Here is a 20,694-nt window from a genome sequence, read left to right as displayed (position 1 = left end):
GCTCCCGGGTCCAAGCCCCTTCGCCCCGGTCATCGCGCTGCGCCCGTCTCCGGGAACTCCCCGGTCGCGCGGCGGAGAGCGAGATCCGCGACGGCGAGGTCGAACCGGGCCTGGGCGAGCCCGACGCGGGCGGACACGAGCGCGTCCTGCGCCTGGAGCAGCTCGATCTGCGACGCGGCCCCGGCGGCGTACTGTGCGCGGACCACCTCGAGCGCCTGCCCGGCGAGCTGCTCGCCGCGGGTGGCGGTCTCGACGGCGCTGCGCCGCGTCTCGATCGCCCGGGCCTTGTCGGCCAGGTCGTCTACGATCGCGTCGCGCGTGCTCGCGAGCTGGGCCTCGGCCTCGCGCCGCTGGGACGTCGCACGGCGCCGCTCGGCGGAGCGCACGCCGCCGTCGAGGATGGACCACTCGAGCTGGATCCCGGCCATCCAGGAGGTCTCCTTGCCGGTGAGGCCGGGGACGTCGCTGCCGGTGGCGGTGCCGAACGCGGCGACGGTCGGCGCCCAGCTCCAGGCGCGCGACGTCGCCTGCGCGTCGCGCGCGGCGACGAGCTCGCGCGCCGCGCGGAGCTCGGGGCGTTGCGCGAGCGCGCGCGCCGAGAGCGCCTCCACCGGGGCCGGTGAGGCCACCTCGCGGCTCCCCGGCGCGACCACGAAGGGCTCGCGGAGCTGGATCAGCGTCGCGAGGGCACGATAGGCGTGGGCGCGCCCGTCCTCGGCCTCGGTGACCGCCTGCTCCGCCTGGATGGCGGACAGCTCGGCCCGCGTGACGTCCACCGGGCTCGCGGCGCCCGCCGCCAGCCGTGCGCGGGCGTCGCGGAGGGTCTGGGTGGTCACGGCGATCGCCTCCCGACGGGCGGCGAGGAGCTCGTCGCTGCCGGCCGCGGCGTAGAACGCCTGCGCCACCGCGAGGAGGACGTCCGCGGTCGTGGCGTCGAACGTCGCGGCCGACGCGGCTCGGCCGTGCTTCGCGGCCGAGACGCCCGGATAGGCGGGCGGGACGACGAGCGGCACGGTGAGGGTGGCCGAGCCGGTGAGCTGATCCTTCGGCTGGAGCGTCACGGTGGCGCCGCCGAGGGCGAAGGAGACCTCCTGGTCGTTGCGGACCCATTGACCTCGCGCGGCGAGCGTCGGCATGAGCCGGGCGCGGGCGACGGCGACGTCCGCGTCGGCCTGGGCGACGCGCTCGCGGGCGGCGGCCAGGTCGCGGTTGGCGGTCCGCGCGAGGGCGAGGGCCTCGTGGAGGGTGAGCGTGCGCTCCGCCCGGGCGAGGCCCGGGAGCGCGAGGCACACGAGGAGCGCTGCGATGGATCGCATGGAGGTCCTTCGGGGTGAGGTCGGGAGCTAGGGCGCGGGGGAGGACGGCGCGGAGGCGGGCGTCGCGGGGGCCGCCCGGGCCGCGGCACGTCGGGCGAGCCGCGCCCGCAGCGAGTCGAGGAGCGAGTACACCACCGGGACGACGCCGAGGGTGAGGACCGTGGAGGTCAGCAGGCCGCCGATGATCACGATCGCCATCGGGCCGCGGGTCTCCGCGCCGTCGCCGGTCGCGAGCGCGGCGGGGAGCATGCCCCCGATCATCGCCACGGTCGTCATGAGGATGGGGCGGAGCCGGACGCGCCCCGCCTCGACCAGCGCGTCGAACGTGGATCGCCCCTGCTCCACGAGCTGCCGGGCGAACTCCACGAGGAGGATGCCGTTCTTCGTGACCAGGCCGAACAGCATGATCATCCCGATCATCGCGAACATCGACAGCTGCGTCCCGGTGAGGAGCAGGCTCCCGATGGCGCCGATCACCGCGAACGGCAGCGACACCATGATCGCGAGCGGGTCCACCACGCTCTCGAACTGGGCCGCGAGGATGAGGAAGACGAGGATGATCCCGAGGAGGAGCGCCTGAGCGAAGGCGCTGGCGGTCTTGCCGAGCTCCCTGCCGGAGCCGGCGAACGCCCACTGGACGGACGGAGGCAGCTGGGTGTCGCCGTACTTCGCGAGCCACGCGTTCGCCTCCCCGAGCGAGAGGCCTTCGAGGTTCGCGAGGACGGTGATCTGGCGCTGCCGTGCCTCGCGGTCGATCTGCGCAGGCCCGTCGCTGCCCTCGAGGCGGGCGATGTTGCCGAGCTCGACCAGCGCGCCGGTCCCGCTGCGGACCTGGATGGCGCTCAGCGCGTCCGGGTCGGCGCGGACCGCGTCCGGGAGCGCGAGGACGACCGAGTACGAGTCGCCGTGATCGCGGAGCTGCGTCACCTCGTCGCCGCCCATGAAGGCGCGCAGCGCGCCAGCGGCGGACGCGGCCTGGACGCCGAGGGAGGCGGCGCGCTCCGGATCGATGCGGACGTCGACCTGTGGCGCCGCGCCGCTCGTGCTGGTGTCCACGTCCACGAAGCCGGGCCGGGCCCTCATCGCCGCGACGAGCGCATCGGCTGCCCGGGTCAAAGCGTCCCAGTCGGCGCTGCGGAGGCTGAGCTGCACGTCCCGGTTCACGCCGGGCATGGAGGAGGCGCCCGCGATGGCGACCTGGACGCCGGGTGGCACCACCAGCGCATGTCGGAGCCGGGACTGGAGCTGCTGCTGGGAGAGCGCGCGAGCCGCGATCGGCACCAGGTTCACGCGCAGCTTGCCCTCGTTCACCTTCGCGAGCGTGCCGCCGCCCGCCTCGACGTAGACGCCCTCGACGCCGGGGGCGGCGCGGAGCTGCGCCTCGAGATCGGCGAGCTGGCCCTTCAGGCGGTCGAGCGTCGCCCCCGGCGGGAGCTTCACCGCGACCTCGAGCGCGCTCCGGTCCTCGCTCGGCATGAAGGTGATCTTCAGCAGCGGCGCGAGGCCGGCCGTGACCGCCAGCACCGCGACGGCGACGCCGAGCGTCTTCCCGCGGTGTCGAAGCAGGACCGCGACGGCGCGGCCGTAGACGGACTCGACCCGCTCGAGCGCGCGCTCGATCGCCCGCGAGAGCGCGCCGGGCCGCCTCGCGCGATCGTGATCCTTCAGGAGGCGCGACGACATCATCGGCGTGAGCGTCATCGAGACGGCGTACGAGATGAGCACCGCCACCGCGACGGTGACGCCGAACTGGTAGAAGACCCGGCCGATGATCCCCTGCATGAAGCCGACGGGGACGAACACCGCCACGATGGCGAGCGTCACCGCGAGGACGGCGAGGGCGATCTCCTTCGTGCCCGCCAGCGCGGCCTCGGACGGCGTCGCGCCGTGCTCGAGCTTCCGCACGATGTTCTCGATGACGACGATGGCGTCGTCGATGAGCAGGCCGATCGACAGCGTCAGCGCGAGCATCGTGATCATGTTGAAGGTGAAGCCCAGCGCGTGCATCGCCGCGAAGGTGCCGACCACCGACGTCGGCAGCGCGACCGCCGCGATGAGGGTGGACCGCCAGTTGCGGAGGAACACGAGCACGATCGCGATGGCGAGGACCGCGCCGACGAGCAGGTCCTCCTGGACCGCCTCGACCGAGGACCGGATGTAGGCGGACCCGTCGTCCACGACCGCCAGGCGCACGCCGCCCGGGAGCTGCCGCTGGAGCGCCGGCAGCGCGCCCTGGATGCGCTCCGCGACCTCCACGGTGTTCGCCCCGGACTGCTTCTGCACCGAGAACGCGACGGCCGAGGTGCCGTTCCAGGTCGCGGCGGAGCGCGCCTCCTCCGGCCCGTCCTGGACCGTCGCGACGTCGCGGACGTGCACCGGCACGCCGTCCGGGCTGGCCACGACCAGCGCGCCGACCTCGTCCGCGGTCCTGACCTGCGTCGAGAGCCGGACGATCCGCTCCCGCCCGGGCTCGAGCGTCCGGCCCGCGGGCGTGTCCAGGTTCTGCTGCTTGAGCGCGGCGGCGAGGTCCGAGATCGCCATCCCGTGGGCTCGCAGCCTCTCCGGGTCCACGACGACGCGGACCTCGCGCTTGCGGCCGCCGACCACGTCCACCTGCCCGACCCCCGCCTGCTGCTGGAGGTGCGGCTTCACCACGTCGTCGGCGAGGCGCGTGAGCTCCTCGACGGGAAGCTGCCCCGACATCGCGAGGGTCACGACGGGCGCCGCGGCGAGGTCGAGCTTCTGCACCACGGGCTGCTCGACCTGCGTGGGCAGCTTCCCGATGGTCGCGGAGACCTTGTCGCGGACCTCCTGCGCCGCCTCGGCCACCGGCTTCTCGAGCGCGAACTCGGCGACCACGACCGAGACGCTGTCCGTGTTCTGCGACCGCACCGACTCGACGCCGGAGATGGTCGAGAGCGGCTCCTCGAGGAGCTTGGAGACGTCGCGCTCCATCGTCTCGGGATCCGCGCCCGGGTAGAGCGTCGTGACGGTGACGACCGGGACGTCGATGGGCGGCAGGAGGTCGACCCCGATCCGGGGGAACGAGAAGACGCCGAACACGACCAGGGCGACCGCGAGCACCGTGGTGAAGACGGGGCGGCGGATGAAGGTGTGGAGCGGGCTCACGGAGGTGAGCTCCTTTCGAGAGCGCGGTGTGGAAGGTCGAAGGTTCGCGGTCAGTTCACGGCGCGGACGGGCGCGCCGTCGCGGAGGCTGGACGCGTCGGAGACGACGACGGGCTCGTCGCCCGAGAGGCCGGATCGGACCCGGAACAGCTCGGCGTCGTGGGGCTCGCCGGAGACGGCGCGTCGCTCGACCTTGCCGTCCTTCACGACCCAGACGAACGCGCCGCCCGCGCCCGACTGGACCGCCTTCGCGGGCACGAACGGGCCGGCGAGCGCGTCGCGCGACGCGAGCTGGACCGTCACCAGGGCGCCCGGGCGCAGGTCGGCGCGCGCGTCCCGGGACGGCGCGAGCGCGAGCAGCACCTCGACGGTCCGGCTCTTCGGGTCCACCGCCGCCCCGATCGCCTTCACCTTGGCCTCGAACGACAGCCCCGACGGGCTCACGCGTCCCGCGACGGCCATCCCGTTCCGCAGCGCGCCGACCGCCCCCTCGGGCACGTCCAGCCGTGCCTCGAGGTTGGCGGTGTCCACGAGGGTGACGAGCGCCGTCGGCGGCGTTCCGCTCACCGCCTCCCCCGCCTGCTTCATGCGCGCGGTGACCACGCCGGAGAAGGGGGCGCGGATCCGGTGATCCGCGAGCGTCCGCTGCGCGATGACGAGGTTCGCCTCGGCGGAGGCGACGCGCGCCGCGGCGGCGTCGCGGGTCGCCTGGGCGCGCTCGAGCTGCGCCCGCGTGCCGGCGTTCCCCGAGACGAGCTGGGCCTGGCGCTCGAGCTCGAGCTCGGCGAGGCGGAGGTCGGAGCGCGCCGAGTCGAGCGCCGCGCGGGCGAGCGCGACGCTCGCCGCCGCGGACGTGTCCTCGAGGGTCATGAGCACCTGCCCCGCCGCGACGCGGTCACCGACCTGGACGTGGACGGCGCCGATGGTCCCGCTCACCCTCGCGCTGAGCGTCGCCTCCCGGACGGCGCGGATCTGGCCGCTCGCCGACGTGCCGCCGCGCTCCAGCTTCGCGACGGGCGTGACCACCTGCACGGCGTTCACCGTCGGCGCGGGCGCCGCGGGCTGCGGCGACGCGGCGCCACGCGCGCACCCGCTGGCTACGAGCGACAGCTCGATCAGGGCGATGACGACCGGCGTCTTCATTTCTTCGAACCTTTCAGCGAGGGTGCGCGGCGGCGAGCGGCCAGGCGCTTCCCGCACCGGCCGAGTTCGCGGGGAAGGCTGCAGCGCGCGTGCCACGGGGATCCCGCACGTGGCTGCGCGGTGCTGGCGCCCGGTGTCGCCGTCGCGAGCACTCGAGCCCGACGGTTGTTCGCGGACTCGACGACCTGGCGATCGCGTCGGGCCGCAGGCAATGATGTGGGAATGGAAACGTCCCAGCGGCGGAAGGGCCCGGATCTTGCGAGCGACGCCGCCGTGCTCACCTCGCCGGAACGCTGGCGCCGCGCCCTCGGCGAGGACATCGGCAAGCGCTGGGCGCGCAGCCGCGCGCTCCTGTTCGCGGCCGTGTACGTGGCCTGGGCCGTCCTCTGCGTCGCGCTCTGGAACGCCGGCTACCCGGCCTGGCGCGTGGTGGCGCTCGCCGCGAGCCTCTGCGCGCTCGTCGTGGTCCAGGTCTCCGGGCTCCGGAGCGACGGCCCCTGGCTCGACGGCGAGAGCCTCGCCTTCTTCATCCTGTTCGCCGCGGCGGCCGCGACGGGCGGCGTCCACAGCCCGCTGCTCATCGGCCTCACGGGGCAGCTGACCGGGTTCCTCATCCGGCGCGGCTGGACGCGTGGCACGCGCGTGGTGCTCGCCGGGCTCGCCGCGATCACGGTCGCGCTCGGCGCCGTCCCGGCCCGATGGACCGGGCCGCAGATCCCCGACCCGATCTTCACCATCACCGTCGTCGTCGTGGTCCTGGCCGCCGCGGGCATCCACACCGACTACCTTTTGGTGGTGATGCGGGCGGCCGGCGAGGCGCTCCGGCAGCTCCTGAGGGCCCGCGACGAGCGCGCCGCCGAGGCGCTTGCGCGCGCGGCCGAGCTCGAGCGGATGAGCTCGCACCTCTCGCACGAGCTCAAGAACCCGCTCGGCGCGATCAAGGCGCTGGTGCAGCTCTCGGTGCGGGGCGAGCGGGATCCGGACATCCGCGCGCGGCTCGAGGTGGTCGCGGGCGAGGTGGACCGGATGCAGTCCATCCTCCAGGGCTACCTCTCGTTCTCGCGGCCGCTCGACGCGCTCCACCCGGAGCTGGTCGAGCTCGGCGCGCTGGCCGACGAGGTGAACGCGATCCTCGACGGCCGGGCGGACGCCGGGCGCGTGGCGCTGCGGCGCGCGGGAGACGCGGCGATCACGGGAGATCCGCGGCGCCTCAAGCAGGCGCTCCTGAACCTGGTGGCGAACGCCATCGAGGCGACGCCGCCCGGCGGGCACGTCGAGGTCCGGCTCGCGGCGACGCCGGAGGGCGCCCGGATCGAGGTCCGCGACACCGGCCGGGGCATGGCGCCCGACGTGCTCGAGCGCGTCGGGACGCCGTTCTTCACGACCCGCGACGCGGGGACCGGCCTCGGGGTCAGCCTGGCGCGCGGCGTCTTCGTCCAGCACGGTGGCAGGCTGGAGTACGCGAGCACGCCCGGCCGCGGGACCGTCGCGACGGCGACGCTCCCCACCACCTGCAAGGAGGGTGCGGTCGATGCGACGTGTGCTGCTCGTGGATGACGAGCCCGCGGTCCTGTTCGCGATGAAGGAGGTCGTCCGGACCGCCGGGCACGAGCCCGTGCTCGCGCGTTCCGCGCAGGAGGCGCTCGATCGCCTCGAGGGCGTGGACGCCGTCGTGACCGACTTCGCCATGCCCGACCTGGACGGGCTCGCGCTGCTCCAGGCCATCCGCGAGCGCGACGCCTCGATGCCGGTCATCCTCCTCACCGCCCAGGGCTCGGAGCGCGTCGCCGTGCGCGCCATGAAGGCCGGCGCGTACGAGTACGTCACGAAGCCGTGGGACGTGGACGAGATCACGCTGGTCATCGAGCGGGCGCTCGAGACGCGCGGGCTCAGGCTCCGCAACCGGCGGCTCGAGGCCGAGCGGGCGATCGGGAAGGGCTTCGTCGCGGAGTCGGCCGCGATGCGGCGGCTCCTCGACGCGGTGGCGCGGGTGGCGCCGAAGGACGTCACCGTGCTCGTGCGCGGCGAGACCGGCACCGGGAAGGAGCTCGTCGCCTCCCTCCTCCACGCCCAGGGTCGGCGCGCGGCGGGGCCGCTCGTGCGCTTCAACTGCGCGGCGATCCCCGCCGAGCTCGCCGAGGCGGAGCTCTTCGGCCACACGCGCGGTGCGTTCACCGGCGCCACGCAGGCGCGCCGCGGCTTCTTCGCCGAGGCCGACGGCGGGACGATCGTGCTCGACGAGGTCGGCGAGCTCCCGGCGAGCCTCCAGCCGAAGCTGCTGCGCGTCCTGCAGGAGGGCGAGATCCAGCCGGTGGGCTCGGGGCGCGTCGAGAAGGTGGACGTGCGCGTGGTCGCGTCGACGAACCGGGACCTCGAGGCGGACGCCCGCGCGGGTCGGTTCCGGGAGGACCTCTACTACCGCCTCTCCGTCGTCGAGCTCCTGGTCCCGCCGCTGCGCGACCACCGCGAGGACATCCCGGCGCTCGTCGCCGAGTTCGCGCGGCGTGATGCGGAGCGCTTCGGCATGGAGCCCGTCCGGCTCTCGCCCGCGCTCGTCGCGAAGCTGCGAGACGCCGACTGGCCGGGCAACGTCCGGCAGCTCGAGAACGCCGTCGCCCGCATGGTGGCGCTCGGATCGGGCGGCGAGCTCGGGCCGGACGCGTTCGACGCGCGGCCAAGGCGCCCATCGGGCGCGCTCGACCAGGCGGAGGAACCCGACGTCGCCGTGCGCGACGCAGCCGAAGGGCTCTCGCTCCGCGAGCAGCTCGACGCGCTCGAGCGAAGCCTCATCGCGAGGATGCTCGCCGCGACCGGCGGCAACCAGACCGAGGCCGCGCGGCGGCTCGGGATCGGGCGGACGTCGCTGATCGATCGGATGAAGAGGTACGGGCTGACGTGAGGGCCCTGGAGGAGCGGAGCCCCGACCGCCGCCCACGGCCGCCGGCACGGCGAAGGTCGGGAGCTCCCCGTCGGAGAGGCCCGACGGATGCGGTCAGCGGTCGAGCGTCTCCATCTGCGGCGCGCTGTAGCGAGGCCCGGCCGTCGGCGGCAGGGCGGCGTCGAGCTGCGCGAGCTCGGCGGCGGTGAGCACGACGTCCGCCGCGGCGAGGTCCTCCTCCAGGTACGTGCGCCGCTTGGTGCCGGGGATGGGCGCGACGTCCTCGCCTCGCGAGAGGAGCCACGCGAGCGCGATCTGCCCCGGCGTCGCCCGCTTCCGCTTCGCCAGGTCCTGGACCGTCGCGGCGATGCGCAGGTTGGCGTCGTAGTTCGCCCCCTGGAGCCGCGGGTCGTTCCGGCGGAAGTCGTTCTCGGGGTAGGACTCGGCGCGCTGGGCGGTCCCGGTGAGGAACCCGCGGCCGAGCGGGGCGAACGGCACGAGGCCGACGCCGAGCTCGCGCAGCGTCGGGATGATCCGGGGCTCGAGGTTCCGCTCCCAGAGCGAGTACTCGCTCTGCAGCGCGGAGATGGGGTGGACGGCGTGCGCGCGGCGGATGGTCTGCTCGCCGGCCTCCGAGAGGCCGAGGTAACGGACCTTGCCCTGCCGGACCAGCTCGGCCATCGCGCCCACGACGTCCTCGATCGGCACCTGCTTGTCCACGCGGTGCTGATAGAGGAGGTCGATGTGATCGGTGCCGAGGCGACGGAGCGAGCCCTCGACGGCCTCGCGGACGTGCTCCGGCCGGCTGTCGAGCCCCGTGATCCTCCCGCCCTCGATCCGGAAGCCGAACTTCGTGGCGATGACCACCTGGTCGCGCCGCCCCTTCAGCGCCCGCCCGAGGAGCTCCTCGTTGTGGAAGGGGCCGTAGACCTCGGCGGTGTCGAAGAACGTCACCCCGAGCTCGAGCGCGCGCCGGAGCGTGGCGAGCGACTCCGGATCGTCGCGGACGCCATAGGACTGGCTCATCCCCATGCACCCCAGCCCGAGCGCCGAGACCTCGAGCCCCTGTCGTCCGAGGCTGCGTTTCGTCAGCATGATCGTCTCTCCTCCCGCCGCGGCTCGCGTTCCGGGCCTCGCCGGCTCGAAGGAACCTACGCAGCTCTGGGCCTCCGGAAAACGGGCCGAAAGCGCATGGGCCATTCAGGAAACCTTCACGACGCCTCGCCGCCGGTCAGGCGCGCGGCTTCGACGCGGTCGCCAGCTCGCGCGCGAGGTCCACGAAGGCCCTGAACGCGGGCGACACCTGGGACCGGCTCGGGAAGTACAGGAACAACCCGGGCACGGCCGCCGCGTACTGCTCGAGGACGAGCCGCAGGCTGCCCCGGGCGAGCTCGTCGGCGATCAGCGACTCGAAGGTGTAGACGAGGCCCGCTCCTGCCAGGGCGACGAGTCGCATCAGCTCGGCGTCGTTCGTCGTGATCGGTCCCTGGACGGGAACGCGCCAGGTCTTCCGCCCGCGCTCGAGCTCCCACGCGTAGCGCGCTCCGCTGGTGGAGGTGCGGATGCAGATGCAGTCGTGCTGGAGGAGGTCCGGCGGCTTCTGCGGGGTGCCGCGCCGCGCCAGATAGGAGGGAGCCGCCGCGACGACGAAGCGGCCCGGCGCCGTGAGCCGCACCTGCACCATGTCGCGCTCGATCGCCTCGGTGAGGCGGATGCCGGCGTCGAGCCCCTCGGCGACGATGTTCACGAACCGGTTCTCGACCTGGACCTCGACCTCCACCTTCGGGTACCGCTCGATGAACCTCGGCAGCAGCCGCGCGACGACGAGCGGGACGGCGACGCTCGGCACCGAGAGCCTGACCCGCCCCGTGACCTCGCCGGGGCGGGCGGTCACCGTCCGCAGGGACTCGAGCGCCTGCTCCACGGCGGGGCCCGCGTTCTCCAGCAGGCGCTGCCCCGCCTCCGTGAGCGCCACGGTCCGCGAGGTCCGCGTGAGCAGCGTGACGCCGAGGCGCGCCTCGAGCTGCCGGACGGACTGGCTCAGCGCCGAGGTGGAGACGCCGAGATCCCGCGCGGCCGCGGCGAAGCTGCGGCGGCGCGCTACGGCGATGAACGAGTTCAGGGCGTTGAGCGGAGTGAAGGCCATCGTCAAGATTTCCTACACGGGATCGCTCGCGAACGCCACGGCGTCGCGACGCCCGAGCGGACGACGAACGTGACCTCGCGGGGCCGGCGCACCGGCTCGCGGAGGAGCTGATCCGTCGAGCCCGGCGAGCCGGTCGTGCGTCCTTCGGTCTACTCGGAGCGGAGCGAGGCCATGTCGATGGAGAAGCGGTACTTCACGTCCGACTTGAGCAGCCGCTCGTAGGCCTCGTTGACCTTCTGGATGGGGATGACCTCGACGTCGGCCGTGATGCCGTGCGCCCCGCAGAAGTCGAGCATCTCCTGCGTCTCGGCGATGCCGCCGATGCTGGAGCCGGAGACGCTGCGGCGCCCCATGATGAGGCCGAAGGCCGAGACGCCCAGGGGCTTCGCGGGTGCGCCGACCAGGGTGAGGTTGCCGTCGCGGCGCAGCAGGTTGACGTAGGCGTCGAGGTCGTGGTCGGCGGACACCGTGTCGAGGATGAAGTCGAAGCTGCCGGCGTGCTTCCGCATCTCGTCCGCGTCGCGCGAGACGACGACCTCGTCGGCGCCGAGGCGAAGCGCGTCCTCCTTCTTGCGTGGCGAGGTGGTGAAGACGACGACGTGGGCGCCGAAGGCGTCGGCGAACTTCACCCCCATGTGGCCCAGCCCCCCGAGGCCGATCACGCCCACCTTCTTGCCCTTCCCGACGTTCCAGTGGCGCATGGGCGAGTAGGTGGTGATCCCGGCGCAGAGGAGCGGTGCGGCGCCGGCGAGGTCGAGGGTCGAGGGGACGCGCAGGACGAAGCGCTCGTCGACGACGACGCTGTCGGAGTAGCCCCCGTAGGTGACGCCGCCGAGGTGCTCGTCCTTGGAGTTGAAGGTGAGGGTCAGGTTCGGGCAGAACTGCTCGAGGCCGTCCCTGCAGTGGGGGCAGGTGCCGTCCGAGTCGACCAGGCAACCGACCGCGACGAGATCGCCGGCCTTGTACCGGGTCACCGCCGAGCCGACCCGGGTGACGCGGCCGACGATCTCGTGGCCGGGCACGATCGGGTAGACCGTGGGCATGACGTCGCTCCACTCGTTGCGCACCGAGTGGACGTCGGAGTGGCAGATGCCGCAGAAGAGGATCTCGAGCTGGACGTCATGCTCGGTGGGGTCGCGGCGCGAGATCCGGGTGGCGGCGAGCCGCGACGTGGCGCTCGTGGCGGAGTAAGCCTTCGCGTTGTACATGAACGTGTCCTTTCGGTGTCGATCAGGCGTTCTCGACGTGTTCTCGCGCGGCCCGGGAACGCAGCGTCGTCGTCGATGGGCTTCGGGCGCGCGATCGTTCGGCGCGGTAGAAGGTAAGCGCGTGCGCGCGGGTCCAGAACCCGCGTAACGTGCATGGGCCGTTCGGGAAACCTTCACGACGTGGGCTCGCCTGGCGCCGCGCCCCGGAGCAGGAGCCGGGCGAAGGTGCGGCGGGGGGGCCGCTCGCCAGGTCAGGTCACGGCAGCTCGGACCGAGCGGACGGCGTTCACGCGTCGAGCTCGGGGCCGACGGACGGCGCCGCCGGCGTTGCCCGCCGACGCAGCCCGGGCGTGCTCACGACGGTGATGCCGGCGAGGACGAGCGCGGCCCCGACGCCGAAGGCGAGGCCGACGCGCTCTCCCAGCACGAGCACGCCGAAGGTCACGCCGAAGAGCGGCGTCAGGAACGAGAACACCGACACCTGCGCCGCGGCGTAGTGGCGGAGGAGCCACAACCAGGCGAGGTAGCTCGCGAACGAGACGACGACGCCCTGGAACAGCAGGCTCGCCCACGCGACGCGCGTGAGCGACACCTGTGTCGCCTGGCCGGACACCGCGGCGGCGACGACGAGGAGGACGGCCGCGACCACGAGCTGGTAGAGCAGGGTCTTCGCGGGGGCCGCGTCGGACAGCGCCGAGGCACGGATCACCACGGTCGTCGCACCCCACGCGACGCCGGCGAGGACGCCGAACGCGTCGCCGAGGAGCATCTGCGCCGTGATCCCGCCGTGCATCCACCCGCCCGCGAACGCCACCGCGATCCCGGCGAACGCGAGGAGGATGCCGAGCCACTGCCGGCGGCGCAGCCGCTCGCCGGGGACCGTCCAGTGGAGGCCGACCGCCGTGAAGATCGGCGAGGTGTAGAGGAGCACCGCCATGTGCGACGCCGAGGTCCGGCGAAGCCCCTCCGCGACGAACAGGAACTCGGTGGCGAAGAGCGCGCCCGCGAGGAGCCCGGGGCGCAGCGTGCCGTCGCGCAGCGACAGCCTCTCCCGGCGGATCGCCACCAGCAGCAGGACGAGCGCGGCGCTCAGTCCTGACCGGAGGCCGACCTGCATGAGCGGGACGACGTCGTGCGCCGCGAGCTTGATGGCGACCTGCTGCGCGCCCCAGATCGCGCACAGGAAGGTCATCATCGTCACCACGAAGCCGTCGAGTCCCTTGCGCGTCGAGCCCATCTCGTCCCGTTCCCGCCGGCCACCCTCGGCCCGGCGCGCCGGCATGATGCCGACGCGGCGCCTCGATATAGCGCGATCCGGGCCTGCCCGAGATCGAACACGTCGGGCTCGAGGCCACTTTCTGCTCGCCTTCGATGACCCGCTGCTCCGGCCGATCCTCGCCGCGCTCGAGTCGCGTCTCATGAAACACGGTGCGATGGACGCCCGGGTGTCCTCGGCCCGGCGAATGCCCGCGGGGCTGATGACGACCTGATGATCGCCGCGACCTCGTCAGGGCGCTCGCAGGCGAACGCGTGGGACCCGCCCGCGACGGTCACGATGCGCGCCCCGACGATATGCGCGGCGAGGAAACGGGCGACGGCCTGCGGGCTGATCGGATCCGAGTCGCTCCACAGCAGGAGGGTTGGCGCACGGATCGCCGCGAGCCGTTCCGTGAGATCGGTGCGGTCGTCGACGAACCAGCTCGGGACGTCCGGCAGCGACGCCCGGTACTCGTCACGCCACTCCGCTGCGCCGAGCCGCCGTACGTCCGCGCCGCCGGAGGTCGCGACCAGGACCAGCCGCTCCACGCGCTCCGGCGGTTCCACCGCCAGCCGTGCGGCGAAGATCCCTCCCATCGACTGCGCGATGACGTGGCTCGAGCCGGGGGGCAGGCGCTCCACGATCCAACGGTACAGGTCGTCCAGCGACTTCACGCCAGGATCCGCGGGGACCTCGCCGAACCCGGGGTAGCCGAAGAGGTGGACCGGGCCGAGGTCGTCCAGCCTGTCGGCCACGGGCCGCCAGAACGAGCTCCTTCCGGCAGCGCCGGGAAGAAAGACGAAGCGTGGCATTGCGACAAAGCTATTCGGCCGCAGCGCGACGATCAACGGTGAGTCGTCCCGCGTCGTGGCGTGCTAATAATGTGCCTACGGACCGGTGATGGCCCCGTCCGAACGCACGCCGAGGGAGCGATGAGCGAATACGACGTGGTGGTCGTCGGCGCGGGCATCAGCGGCATCGCCTTCGCGCACCGGGCAGCGTCGGCGGGGAGGCGCACCCTCGTCCTCGAGCGCGGCGATCGGCTCGGCGGGTGCCTCCATTCGAACAGGCTCGGGTCGGGCTACTGGTTCGAGCTCGGCGCCCACACCTGCTACAACAGCTACGCGAACCTCATCGACCTCGTCGTGAGCGCGGGGCTCACGGAGCGCCTCCTGCCCCGAGGCGAGGCGAGGAGCCGCTTCGACGTCCTCACCGGCGAGCACCACCGACCGTTGACGCAAGCGGGGATCCTCCGCGAGCTCTCGTGGCGCGAGGCCGTCGCGTCCCTCGCGCGCGGGGTCGGCCGGGGGCGTCGCGACGAGACGGTGGCTTCCCGCTTCTCGCGCCTGCTCGGCGCTCGCAACTACCGCGAGGTGCTGCGGCCTTTCCTCACGGCGATGCCGTCACAGGATCCGGATCGGTTCCCGGCGAGCGGGCCCGGCTCCCTCGCGTTCGTGAAACGGCGCCGGCGACGGAAGGACTTCCTGCGGAGCTTCACCGTGGACGGAGGGCTCCAGACGGTGTGCGAGTCGGCGGCCGCGCGCGCCGGGATCGACGTCGCGACCGGCGTCGACGTCCGCGCGGTGCTCCGGGAAGGCGATGGGGTCGCGATCGAGACCGCCGCCGGAGATCGATACACGGCGCGAGCGGCCGCGATCGCGGTGGACGCTCCGGCGGCCGCCCGGATCCTGAGGCGCGGGTTCCCGGAGGTGGCGAACGGCATCGCGCGCGTCGGGTCCGTCACCTTCGAGACCCTGGGGGTCGCGGTCCGGCGCGCGACGCTCTCGGTGCCCGAGGCTGCGTTCATCGTCCCGAAGAACGACGCCTTCCGCTCGGTGGTGACGCGCGACGTCGTCGCCGACCCGTCCTGGCGTGGGTTCGCGTTCCATTTCAAGGAGCCGTGCTCGCGCGACGCGAAGCTCCGCCGCGCGGCGGCCGTGCTCGGCGTCCGAGCGGCGGCCCTGGAAGGGGTGACGGAGGTGACGCGCGTTCTCCCGTCGCCCACCATCGGTCATGGCGAGGTGATGCGCGACATCGACCGTGCCCTCGCAGGAGGCGCGCTCGCGGTCACCGGAAACTACTTCGGCGGGCTCTCGATCGAGCAGTGCGTCTCGCGGTCGATCGGAGAATGGGAGCGGGTGGCCGCGCACGCGCTCCCTGGCGGCGCGTGAACGGCTGGCACCGGGGTTGCTTCGGTGGCGCGAAGCGTGCGAAGAGCATGGATCGTCGAGTGGTGCGCTGCCGAGGAGATGCCGCGCCGGGACGTGCTTGGCGGATGGCGCGCTCCGCGTCCTCGGCTCAGGAGTGGTCACGGATGAGCAGGATCCTCTTCGTCGTGCCGCCGTATCGCTACTGGGGCGTCGAGCTGATCGGGAGGTGGCCGCCGCTCCAGATCGCCTACCTCGCCGGCGCCGCCGAGGGCGCCGGACACGAGGCGCGCATCTTCGACGTGATGAGCAGGGACGGTGGCACCTTCGACGACATCCGCGCCGAGATCGCGCGCTTCCGCCCGGACGTCGTCATGGCCTACGACTACCTCCCGGTCACCGGCGCGATCTCCACCGCCGTCGTCCCGGCCGCCTTGGAGGCGCTCCGGATCGCGAAGGAGGAGGACCCGCGGACGACCACGCTGATCGGCGGGCCGTTCCCGACCTTCCGCTACCCCGAGCTGCTCACGGGCGGACCGGGCTCCGTCGACGTCGTGCTCCGCGGCGAGCCCGAGGAGACGCTGCCCGAGCTCCTCGCCGCCCTGGGCGGCGGGCGCCTCGACGAGGTGAAGGGCATCGCGTTCCGCCGCGACGGCGAGGTGGTCGCGACGCCGCTCCGCCCGCACATCGCCGATCTCGACACCCTGAGACCGGCCTGGCACCTCCTCGACTGGCCCAGCTATCGGTACAGGGTCGAGCCGAAGGGGCGCATGGCGGCCGTCCTCACCTCGCGCGGCTGCATGATGAGCTGCTCCTTCTGCAGCCACCGCGCGTTCTGGCGGGGCGACTGGCGCGCGCGCCGGCCGGCGGCGGTCATGGACGAGCTGCGCCTGCTGGTGGACGAGTACGGCGTCGAGTTCATCACGCTCATCGACCCCTACCCGACGAAGGATCGCGCGCGCTGGGAGGACCTGCTCGACCGGCTCATCGAGGCGAAGCTCGGCGTGGGGCTCCTCATGGAGACGCGGGTGGAGGACGTCATCCGGGACGAGGAGCTGCTCCCCAAGTACAGGGCGGCGGGGATCTTCCACCTCTACCTGGGCGCGGAGGGCAGCACCGACGCGCAGCTCGTCAGCCTCAACAAGGGCACCAGCGTAGACATGAACGAGCGCGCGCTCGAGCTCGCGCGGGCGCACGACATCATGACCGAGGCGTCGTTCATGATCGGCCACGTCACCGAGACGCCGGAGTCGATCGAGCGGACCATCGAGACCGCGATCCGGCTCGACCCCGACATCGCCGTCTTCCCGGTCCTCACGCCGATGCCGTTCACGCCGCTCTACGAGGCGCTCAAGCATCGGGTGCGGGTGCACGATTACTCCAAGTACAACCTGGCCACGCCCATCATCGAGCCCTACGCGATGACGCTCGACGAGGTCGCCGAGGCGCTCGGACGGTGCTACATGCGCTTCTACGCGCAGAAGCTGCCCCGGGTGCTCGCGCTGCCGGACGGCTTCAAGCGCCGCTACATGCTGAGCGCCCTCCGCGAGATGATGAAGGGGTACCGCGAGCACTTCGACGCGCCCATCCCGCACGGGATGGCGAGGTTGGCGAGCTAGGCGGCGGGGCGCGGCGGCCGCCGCGGTCCGGTCCGGAACCCGTCCTGCGCCGAGCGGTGGGCCTGCGCCGCGTCACGCCGGCCGCGGCCCGCGATCCTTCACGGCGTCCCGGTCGGATCGCCCCCGGCGAGCGTCGTCCCGTCGTGGGCGGGCGGGGCGTCGGCGGGGGGCGCGCCCCACGCGATGGGCCGCCGGAACATCCAGTTGACCATCCCGGCGACGCGCCAGAAGGCCGTGAGCTGCCGGTAGCCGAGGTTCTCCACCAGGATCGCGGCGAGCAGGGTCGCGAGGTGCTGCGGCCGTCGGTACACGTGGAACGACCGCTCCTCGAGGAACAGCGCGTTCGCCGAGAGGAGCGCGCCCACCCCGAACGCGGCGGCGAGGAACGCCGCGAACGACCCCCACGCGACGACGCCCAGCGCGAAGGCGGCGGCCATCACGACGTACCCCGTCACCTCGACCAGCGGCCCGAGCGCCTCGAAGACGACGAGGTTCGGCGCCGTGAGCCAGCCGGCGGCGCCGCCGCGCGGGTGGAGGAGGAGGCGCCAGTTGCAGACGAGGGACTCCAGCAGCCCGCGGTGCCAGCGGATGCGCTGCGCCCGGAGGCCGCGGAGCGTCTCGGGCACCTCGGTCCAGCAGATCGGATCCGGGACGAACGAGATCCGGTACGGGCGGCCCTCGAGGTGGTGGAGCCGGTGCAGCCGAAGCACGAGCTCCATGTCCTCGCCCACGGTGTCCGTCCGGTAGCCGCCCGCGGCGATGACGGCGGTGCGCCGGAACACGCCGAACGCGCCGGACACGTTCGGGAGCGCGTTGAGCGGCGCCCAGCCGAGGCGGCCGAACAGGAACGCGCGGAGGTACTCGATCACCTGCACCCGCGCGACCCAGCCGCGCGGCAACCCGACCTCCTCCATGAACCCGTCCACCACCCGGCAGCCGTTCACGACGCGGATGGTCCCGCCGCAGGCGATGGTGGTCGGGTCCTCGAGGAACGGGCGCACGACGCGCGTGAGGCTGTCGCGCTGCAGCACGGAGTCGCCGTCCACCGCGCAGAAGAGCGGGTACCGCGCGGCGTTGATGCCCGCGTTCATCGCGTCCGCCTTGCCGCCGTTCTCCTTGTCGAGGACGCGCACGTTCCGGTGGCGCAGCGAGCGGTAGACGCCTCGCACCGGCGTGGAGGGCACCGAGACCCGGTAGGCCTCGGGGAAGCGGACCAGGTCGAGCTCGCGGACGAGGACGTCGAGGGTCCCGTCGGTCGAGCCGTCGTTCACGACCACGATCTCGAGCTCGGGGTACTCGAGCTGGAGGAGGCAGCGGATCGTGCCGGCGATGGTCGCCTCCTCGTTGAACGCGGGGACGATGACGCTCACCGGCGGCTCGAGCTGGGAGAAGAAGCGGGGGAGGAGGAGGGACGCGCGCGCGTCGGCGTCACGCTTGATGACGCCCAGGGAGACGAGGTTCAGGGCGAGGTACGAGAGGTTCAGCGCGACGAAGTAGGCGAGGAAGACCCACTCGACGATCTCGACGGCGTGGAGCAGGGTCACGCGCGCACCTCCGCCAGCACCTGCTGCACCATGTCGCGCGCGAAGCGATCGTCGAGGGAGCCGGCGAGCGCGCGAAGCTCGCCCGGGGCGCCGTACGGGCGCGTGACGAGCGCCTGGGCGGCGCGGTACCGGACCCACCACTCGGCGTCCCGCAGCAGCTTCGCGACGAGCTCCCGATCGCGCGGCTCGCCGACGCGCCCGAGCGCCGCGGCCGCCTGGACGCGCACGGACCACGCCTCGTGGGACGCGGCGCGCCGGACCGGCTCGAGCAGCGCCGGGCTCCGGACGAGGCGAAGCGCGGCGGCGAGCACCTCGGGCTCCTGGCCGGGCGAGAGCAGCCGGCGGAGGAGGGCGTCCACGACGTGCTCGTCCACGATCGACGCGAGCGGGAGGAGCCGCGCGAGCGGCGCCGGCGGGAGCTCCGCGCACAGGGCCGCGAAGCGGGCCGAGAGACGGGCCGAGAGACGGGCCGGGCTCGCCTGCGCGAGCACGTCGGCGAAGAGCGGCACCGGCCAGTCCGCGCGCGCGACGAGCCGCGGCAGGAGCTCGTCCGCCGCGCGCTCGGGATCGATGCGGACGAGCGCGCGAGCGGCCGCCAGCGAGATGTACGACCTCGGGTCGTCCAGCCAGCGGAGGACGCGCTCGCGATCCTCGGGGCGCTGGAGATACCCGAAGGTCCGCAGCGCGAGGACGCGGCCGAGGGCTTCGCCGCCGTCGATGCGCTCGAGCGCGAGGCGGCGCGCGCCCATGCGAGCGCCGACCTCCGCGAGCCGCGCGACCGAATCGCCCCGGATCCCGTCGAGGAGCTGGATCCAGAGCAGGAGGAAGGCGTCCTCCTCCTCGCGCGGGAGGGCCGGGAGCGACGGGCTGCCGCCGGCGACCGCCTCGAACAGGATGGGCCGCCAGCGCGCGAAGACCTCCTGGGCGCGGCGCTCCCGGCGCGCCAGCCGGCGCCGCATCCGGAGCACCTGGACCACGAGCGCCGCGCTCAGCGCGACGGACACGAGCGCGGTCCCCCACGCGAGCCGGACGACCGGCTCAAAAGCGGCGACGGAGTCCAAGGCGCCCTCCCGCCCGCGAGTAGAGATCGCCCTGGCGCTGCGCCGAGACCTCCCAGGTCATCGCCCAGCCTGCGCCGAAGGGGTGCGCGCCGGCGAGCGCGACGGCGAGCACGTCGGTGCGCAGGACCTGCCCGCCGCCGAGGCTCTCCAGCTCGCGCCCGGCGGCGACGGACACGCCCACCCGCCCGCTCGCGCCGTAGTAAAGGTCGAGCACCGCGCGCCCGCTCCCGCCCCAGGCGCCTTCGACCCCTGCCGCGGTGGCGTACGCCGCCGCGCGCCAGCGATCCCAGTAACGCTCGAGGCCCAGGCTGGAGATCGTCACCGTCGTCCGGCCGACGTCGCCTTCGTAGCGCCGCGCGCTCGAGGCCAGCGAGGCGACCCAGCCGTCGCCGAGCCCGCGCTCGAGGCGCGCCCCGAGGGACCAGCGCGGCACGAACCGCCACGTGGGGCTGGCGGAGCCCTCGACGCCGAGCACGAAGCCCCCGAGCGGAGCCTGGGCCCAGATCGCGCCGTCCACGTCCTCCAGCCCGAAGCGCGAGAGCTCCCGGACGCTCCCGCCGACCGCCGCGCCCGGCTCGCCGGTCCAGACCGCGTCGAGCGCCGACACGCGCCAGGCCGGGCGGTCGCCCGAGAGCGCCTCCGCGCCCTGGCTCAGCTCGACGGTCGTCGCCGCGCGCGCGGCGAGCGGGAGCGCGAGCGCGAGCGCGGCGACGGCGCGCGTCACGCACCCTCCCGCGCGAGGCGCTTCAGGCTCGCGACGAGGGCAGCCGGGTCGAAGGGCTTCTCGATGCAGGCGTCCACGCGCGCGGCGCCGGACCTCGGCTCGGCGACGGCCTGCGCCGCGCTCAGGAGCAGGATCGGGATGTCGCTCCAGCGCGGATCGGCGCGCATCGCGGACGCGACCGCGAGGCCGTCGCGGTACGGGAGCATGTGGTCCAGCACGACCGCGGACGGCGGCCCGTGCGCCGCGACGAGCTCGATCGCCGCGCGCCCGTCGCGGACGATCTCGGGCGCGAACCCCTCGCGCTCCAGCAGGAACAGCAGCAGCCCGGCGATGTTCTCGTCGTCCTCGACGATCGTCACTCGGCGAGGCGGCGCGATGGTCTGGGTCGTGTCCAAGTTCCGCGACGATAAGTCGTGACCGCAAGCATCGCCTGTCGGGGGAACGTGGGGCTCGCGCGGCGCTCGCGCGCAAACGAGCAGCAATATCCAATTGTCGCGCCGAATTGCGGAATGGCGGACACCC

General features: G+C 73.5%; 16 protein-coding genes. 4 read left to right on the top strand and 12 right to left on the bottom strand.

Features of this window, described 5'->3' with window-relative positions; translation table 11 throughout:
* Positions 1–29 precede the first annotated feature (29 nt).
* From MNZ27_RS02500 to MNZ27_RS02490, 3 genes are read right to left on the bottom strand one after another with little or no spacing between them, the layout of a single operon-like run.
* The gene (locus tag MNZ27_RS02500; RefSeq protein WP_242392445.1) at positions 30–1,316 is read right to left on the bottom strand and encodes a TolC family protein; all 1,287 of its coding nucleotides are present in this window, start codon (positions 1,314–1,316) and stop codon (positions 30–32) included.
* A 27-nt stretch (positions 1,317–1,343) separates the two neighbouring features.
* Entirely contained in the window at positions 1,344–4,445 is a 3,102-nt protein-coding gene (locus tag MNZ27_RS02495; RefSeq protein WP_242392444.1) for an efflux RND transporter permease subunit, read from the bottom strand.
* A 50-nt stretch (positions 4,446–4,495) separates the two neighbouring features.
* A complete protein-coding gene (locus tag MNZ27_RS02490) occupies positions 4,496–5,587 on the bottom strand; it encodes an efflux RND transporter periplasmic adaptor subunit (protein WP_242392443.1) in 1,092 nt (363 codons plus the stop codon).
* Between the two features lie 222 nt (positions 5,588–5,809).
* On the opposite strand from MNZ27_RS02490, the gene MNZ27_RS02485 reads away from it, so the two are divergent.
* Both MNZ27_RS02485 and MNZ27_RS02480 read left to right on the top strand, forming a co-directional pair.
* The gene (locus MNZ27_RS02485) at positions 5,810–7,144 is read left to right on the top strand and encodes a sensor histidine kinase (protein ID WP_242392442.1); all 1,335 of its coding nucleotides are present in this window, start codon (positions 5,810–5,812) and stop codon (positions 7,142–7,144) included.
* Complete coding sequence (locus tag MNZ27_RS02480) at positions 7,119–8,486, top strand: sigma-54-dependent transcriptional regulator (protein WP_242392441.1); 1,368 nt, start codon at positions 7,119–7,121, stop codon at positions 8,484–8,486. The genes MNZ27_RS02485 and MNZ27_RS02480 overlap by 26 nt, the downstream gene beginning before the upstream one ends.
* A gap of 93 nt (positions 8,487–8,579) precedes the next feature.
* Here the strand turns inward: MNZ27_RS02480 and MNZ27_RS02475 are convergent, their stop codons facing one another.
* The 5 genes from MNZ27_RS02475 to MNZ27_RS02455 form a co-directional block, all read right to left on the bottom strand.
* The gene (locus tag MNZ27_RS02475; RefSeq protein ID WP_242392463.1) at positions 8,580–9,557 is read right to left on the bottom strand and encodes an aldo/keto reductase; all 978 of its coding nucleotides are present in this window, start codon (positions 9,555–9,557) and stop codon (positions 8,580–8,582) included.
* Between the two features lie 139 nt (positions 9,558–9,696).
* Complete coding sequence (locus tag MNZ27_RS02470; protein WP_242392440.1) at positions 9,697–10,611, bottom strand: LysR family transcriptional regulator; 915 nt, start codon at positions 10,609–10,611, stop codon at positions 9,697–9,699.
* A 149-nt stretch (positions 10,612–10,760) separates the two neighbouring features.
* Positions 10,761–11,819 carry an NAD(P)-dependent alcohol dehydrogenase gene (locus MNZ27_RS02465; protein WP_242392439.1) on the bottom strand — a complete coding sequence of 353 codons (1,059 nt, stop codon included), beginning with the start codon at positions 11,817–11,819 and terminating at the stop codon, positions 10,761–10,763.
* A gap of 286 nt (positions 11,820–12,105) precedes the next feature.
* Positions 12,106–13,056 (bottom strand): DMT family transporter, encoded by a 951-nt coding sequence (locus tag MNZ27_RS02460; RefSeq protein WP_242392438.1) that lies wholly within the window; start codon positions 13,054–13,056, stop codon positions 12,106–12,108.
* A gap of 179 nt (positions 13,057–13,235) precedes the next feature.
* Positions 13,236–13,925, bottom strand: a complete 690-nt coding sequence (locus tag MNZ27_RS02455; protein ID WP_242392437.1) for an alpha/beta fold hydrolase — start codon at positions 13,923–13,925, stop codon at positions 13,236–13,238.
* An 84-nt stretch (positions 13,926–14,009) separates the two neighbouring features.
* On the opposite strand from MNZ27_RS02455, the gene MNZ27_RS02450 reads away from it, so the two are divergent.
* Complete coding sequence (locus MNZ27_RS02450; RefSeq protein WP_242392436.1) at positions 14,010–15,248, top strand: protoporphyrinogen/coproporphyrinogen oxidase; 1,239 nt, start codon at positions 14,010–14,012, stop codon at positions 15,246–15,248.
* 143 nt (positions 15,249–15,391) lie between these two features.
* The gene (locus MNZ27_RS02445; RefSeq protein ID WP_242392435.1) at positions 15,392–16,843 is read left to right on the top strand and encodes a B12-binding domain-containing radical SAM protein; all 1,452 of its coding nucleotides are present in this window, start codon (positions 15,392–15,394) and stop codon (positions 16,841–16,843) included.
* A gap of 98 nt (positions 16,844–16,941) precedes the next feature.
* On the opposite strand, the gene MNZ27_RS02440 is transcribed toward MNZ27_RS02445, so the two are convergent.
* Genes MNZ27_RS02440 through MNZ27_RS02425 form a run of 4 tightly spaced genes read right to left on the bottom strand, consistent with a single transcriptional unit; the run spans position 16,942 to position 20,567 of the window.
* On the bottom strand, positions 16,942–18,387 hold the full coding sequence (locus MNZ27_RS02440; RefSeq protein WP_242392434.1) for a glycosyltransferase family 2 protein: 1,446 nt from the start codon (positions 18,385–18,387) through the stop codon (positions 16,942–16,944).
* Complete coding sequence (locus MNZ27_RS02435; protein ID WP_242392433.1) at positions 18,384–19,448, bottom strand: HEAT repeat domain-containing protein; 1,065 nt, start codon at positions 19,446–19,448, stop codon at positions 18,384–18,386. Before MNZ27_RS02435 ends, MNZ27_RS02440 begins: the two co-directional genes overlap by 4 nt.
* A complete protein-coding gene (locus MNZ27_RS02430; protein ID WP_242392432.1) occupies positions 19,426–20,172 on the bottom strand; it encodes a YaiO family outer membrane beta-barrel protein in 747 nt (248 codons plus the stop codon). The genes MNZ27_RS02435 and MNZ27_RS02430 overlap by 23 nt, the downstream gene beginning before the upstream one ends.
* On the bottom strand, positions 20,169–20,567 hold the full coding sequence (locus tag MNZ27_RS02425) for a response regulator transcription factor (RefSeq protein ID WP_242392431.1): 399 nt from the start codon (positions 20,565–20,567) through the stop codon (positions 20,169–20,171). The genes MNZ27_RS02430 and MNZ27_RS02425 overlap by 4 nt, the downstream gene beginning before the upstream one ends.
* Positions 20,568–20,694 lie beyond the last annotated feature (127 nt).

Origin of the sequence: Anaeromyxobacter oryzisoli (genome assembly GCF_022690765.1) — a bacterium.
Taxonomy (GTDB): domain Bacteria; phylum Myxococcota; class Myxococcia; order Myxococcales; family Anaeromyxobacteraceae; genus Anaeromyxobacter; species Anaeromyxobacter oryzisoli.
Note: the sequence above shows the minus strand (reverse complement) of the source record. Positions and strands in the feature narration are given on the sequence as shown.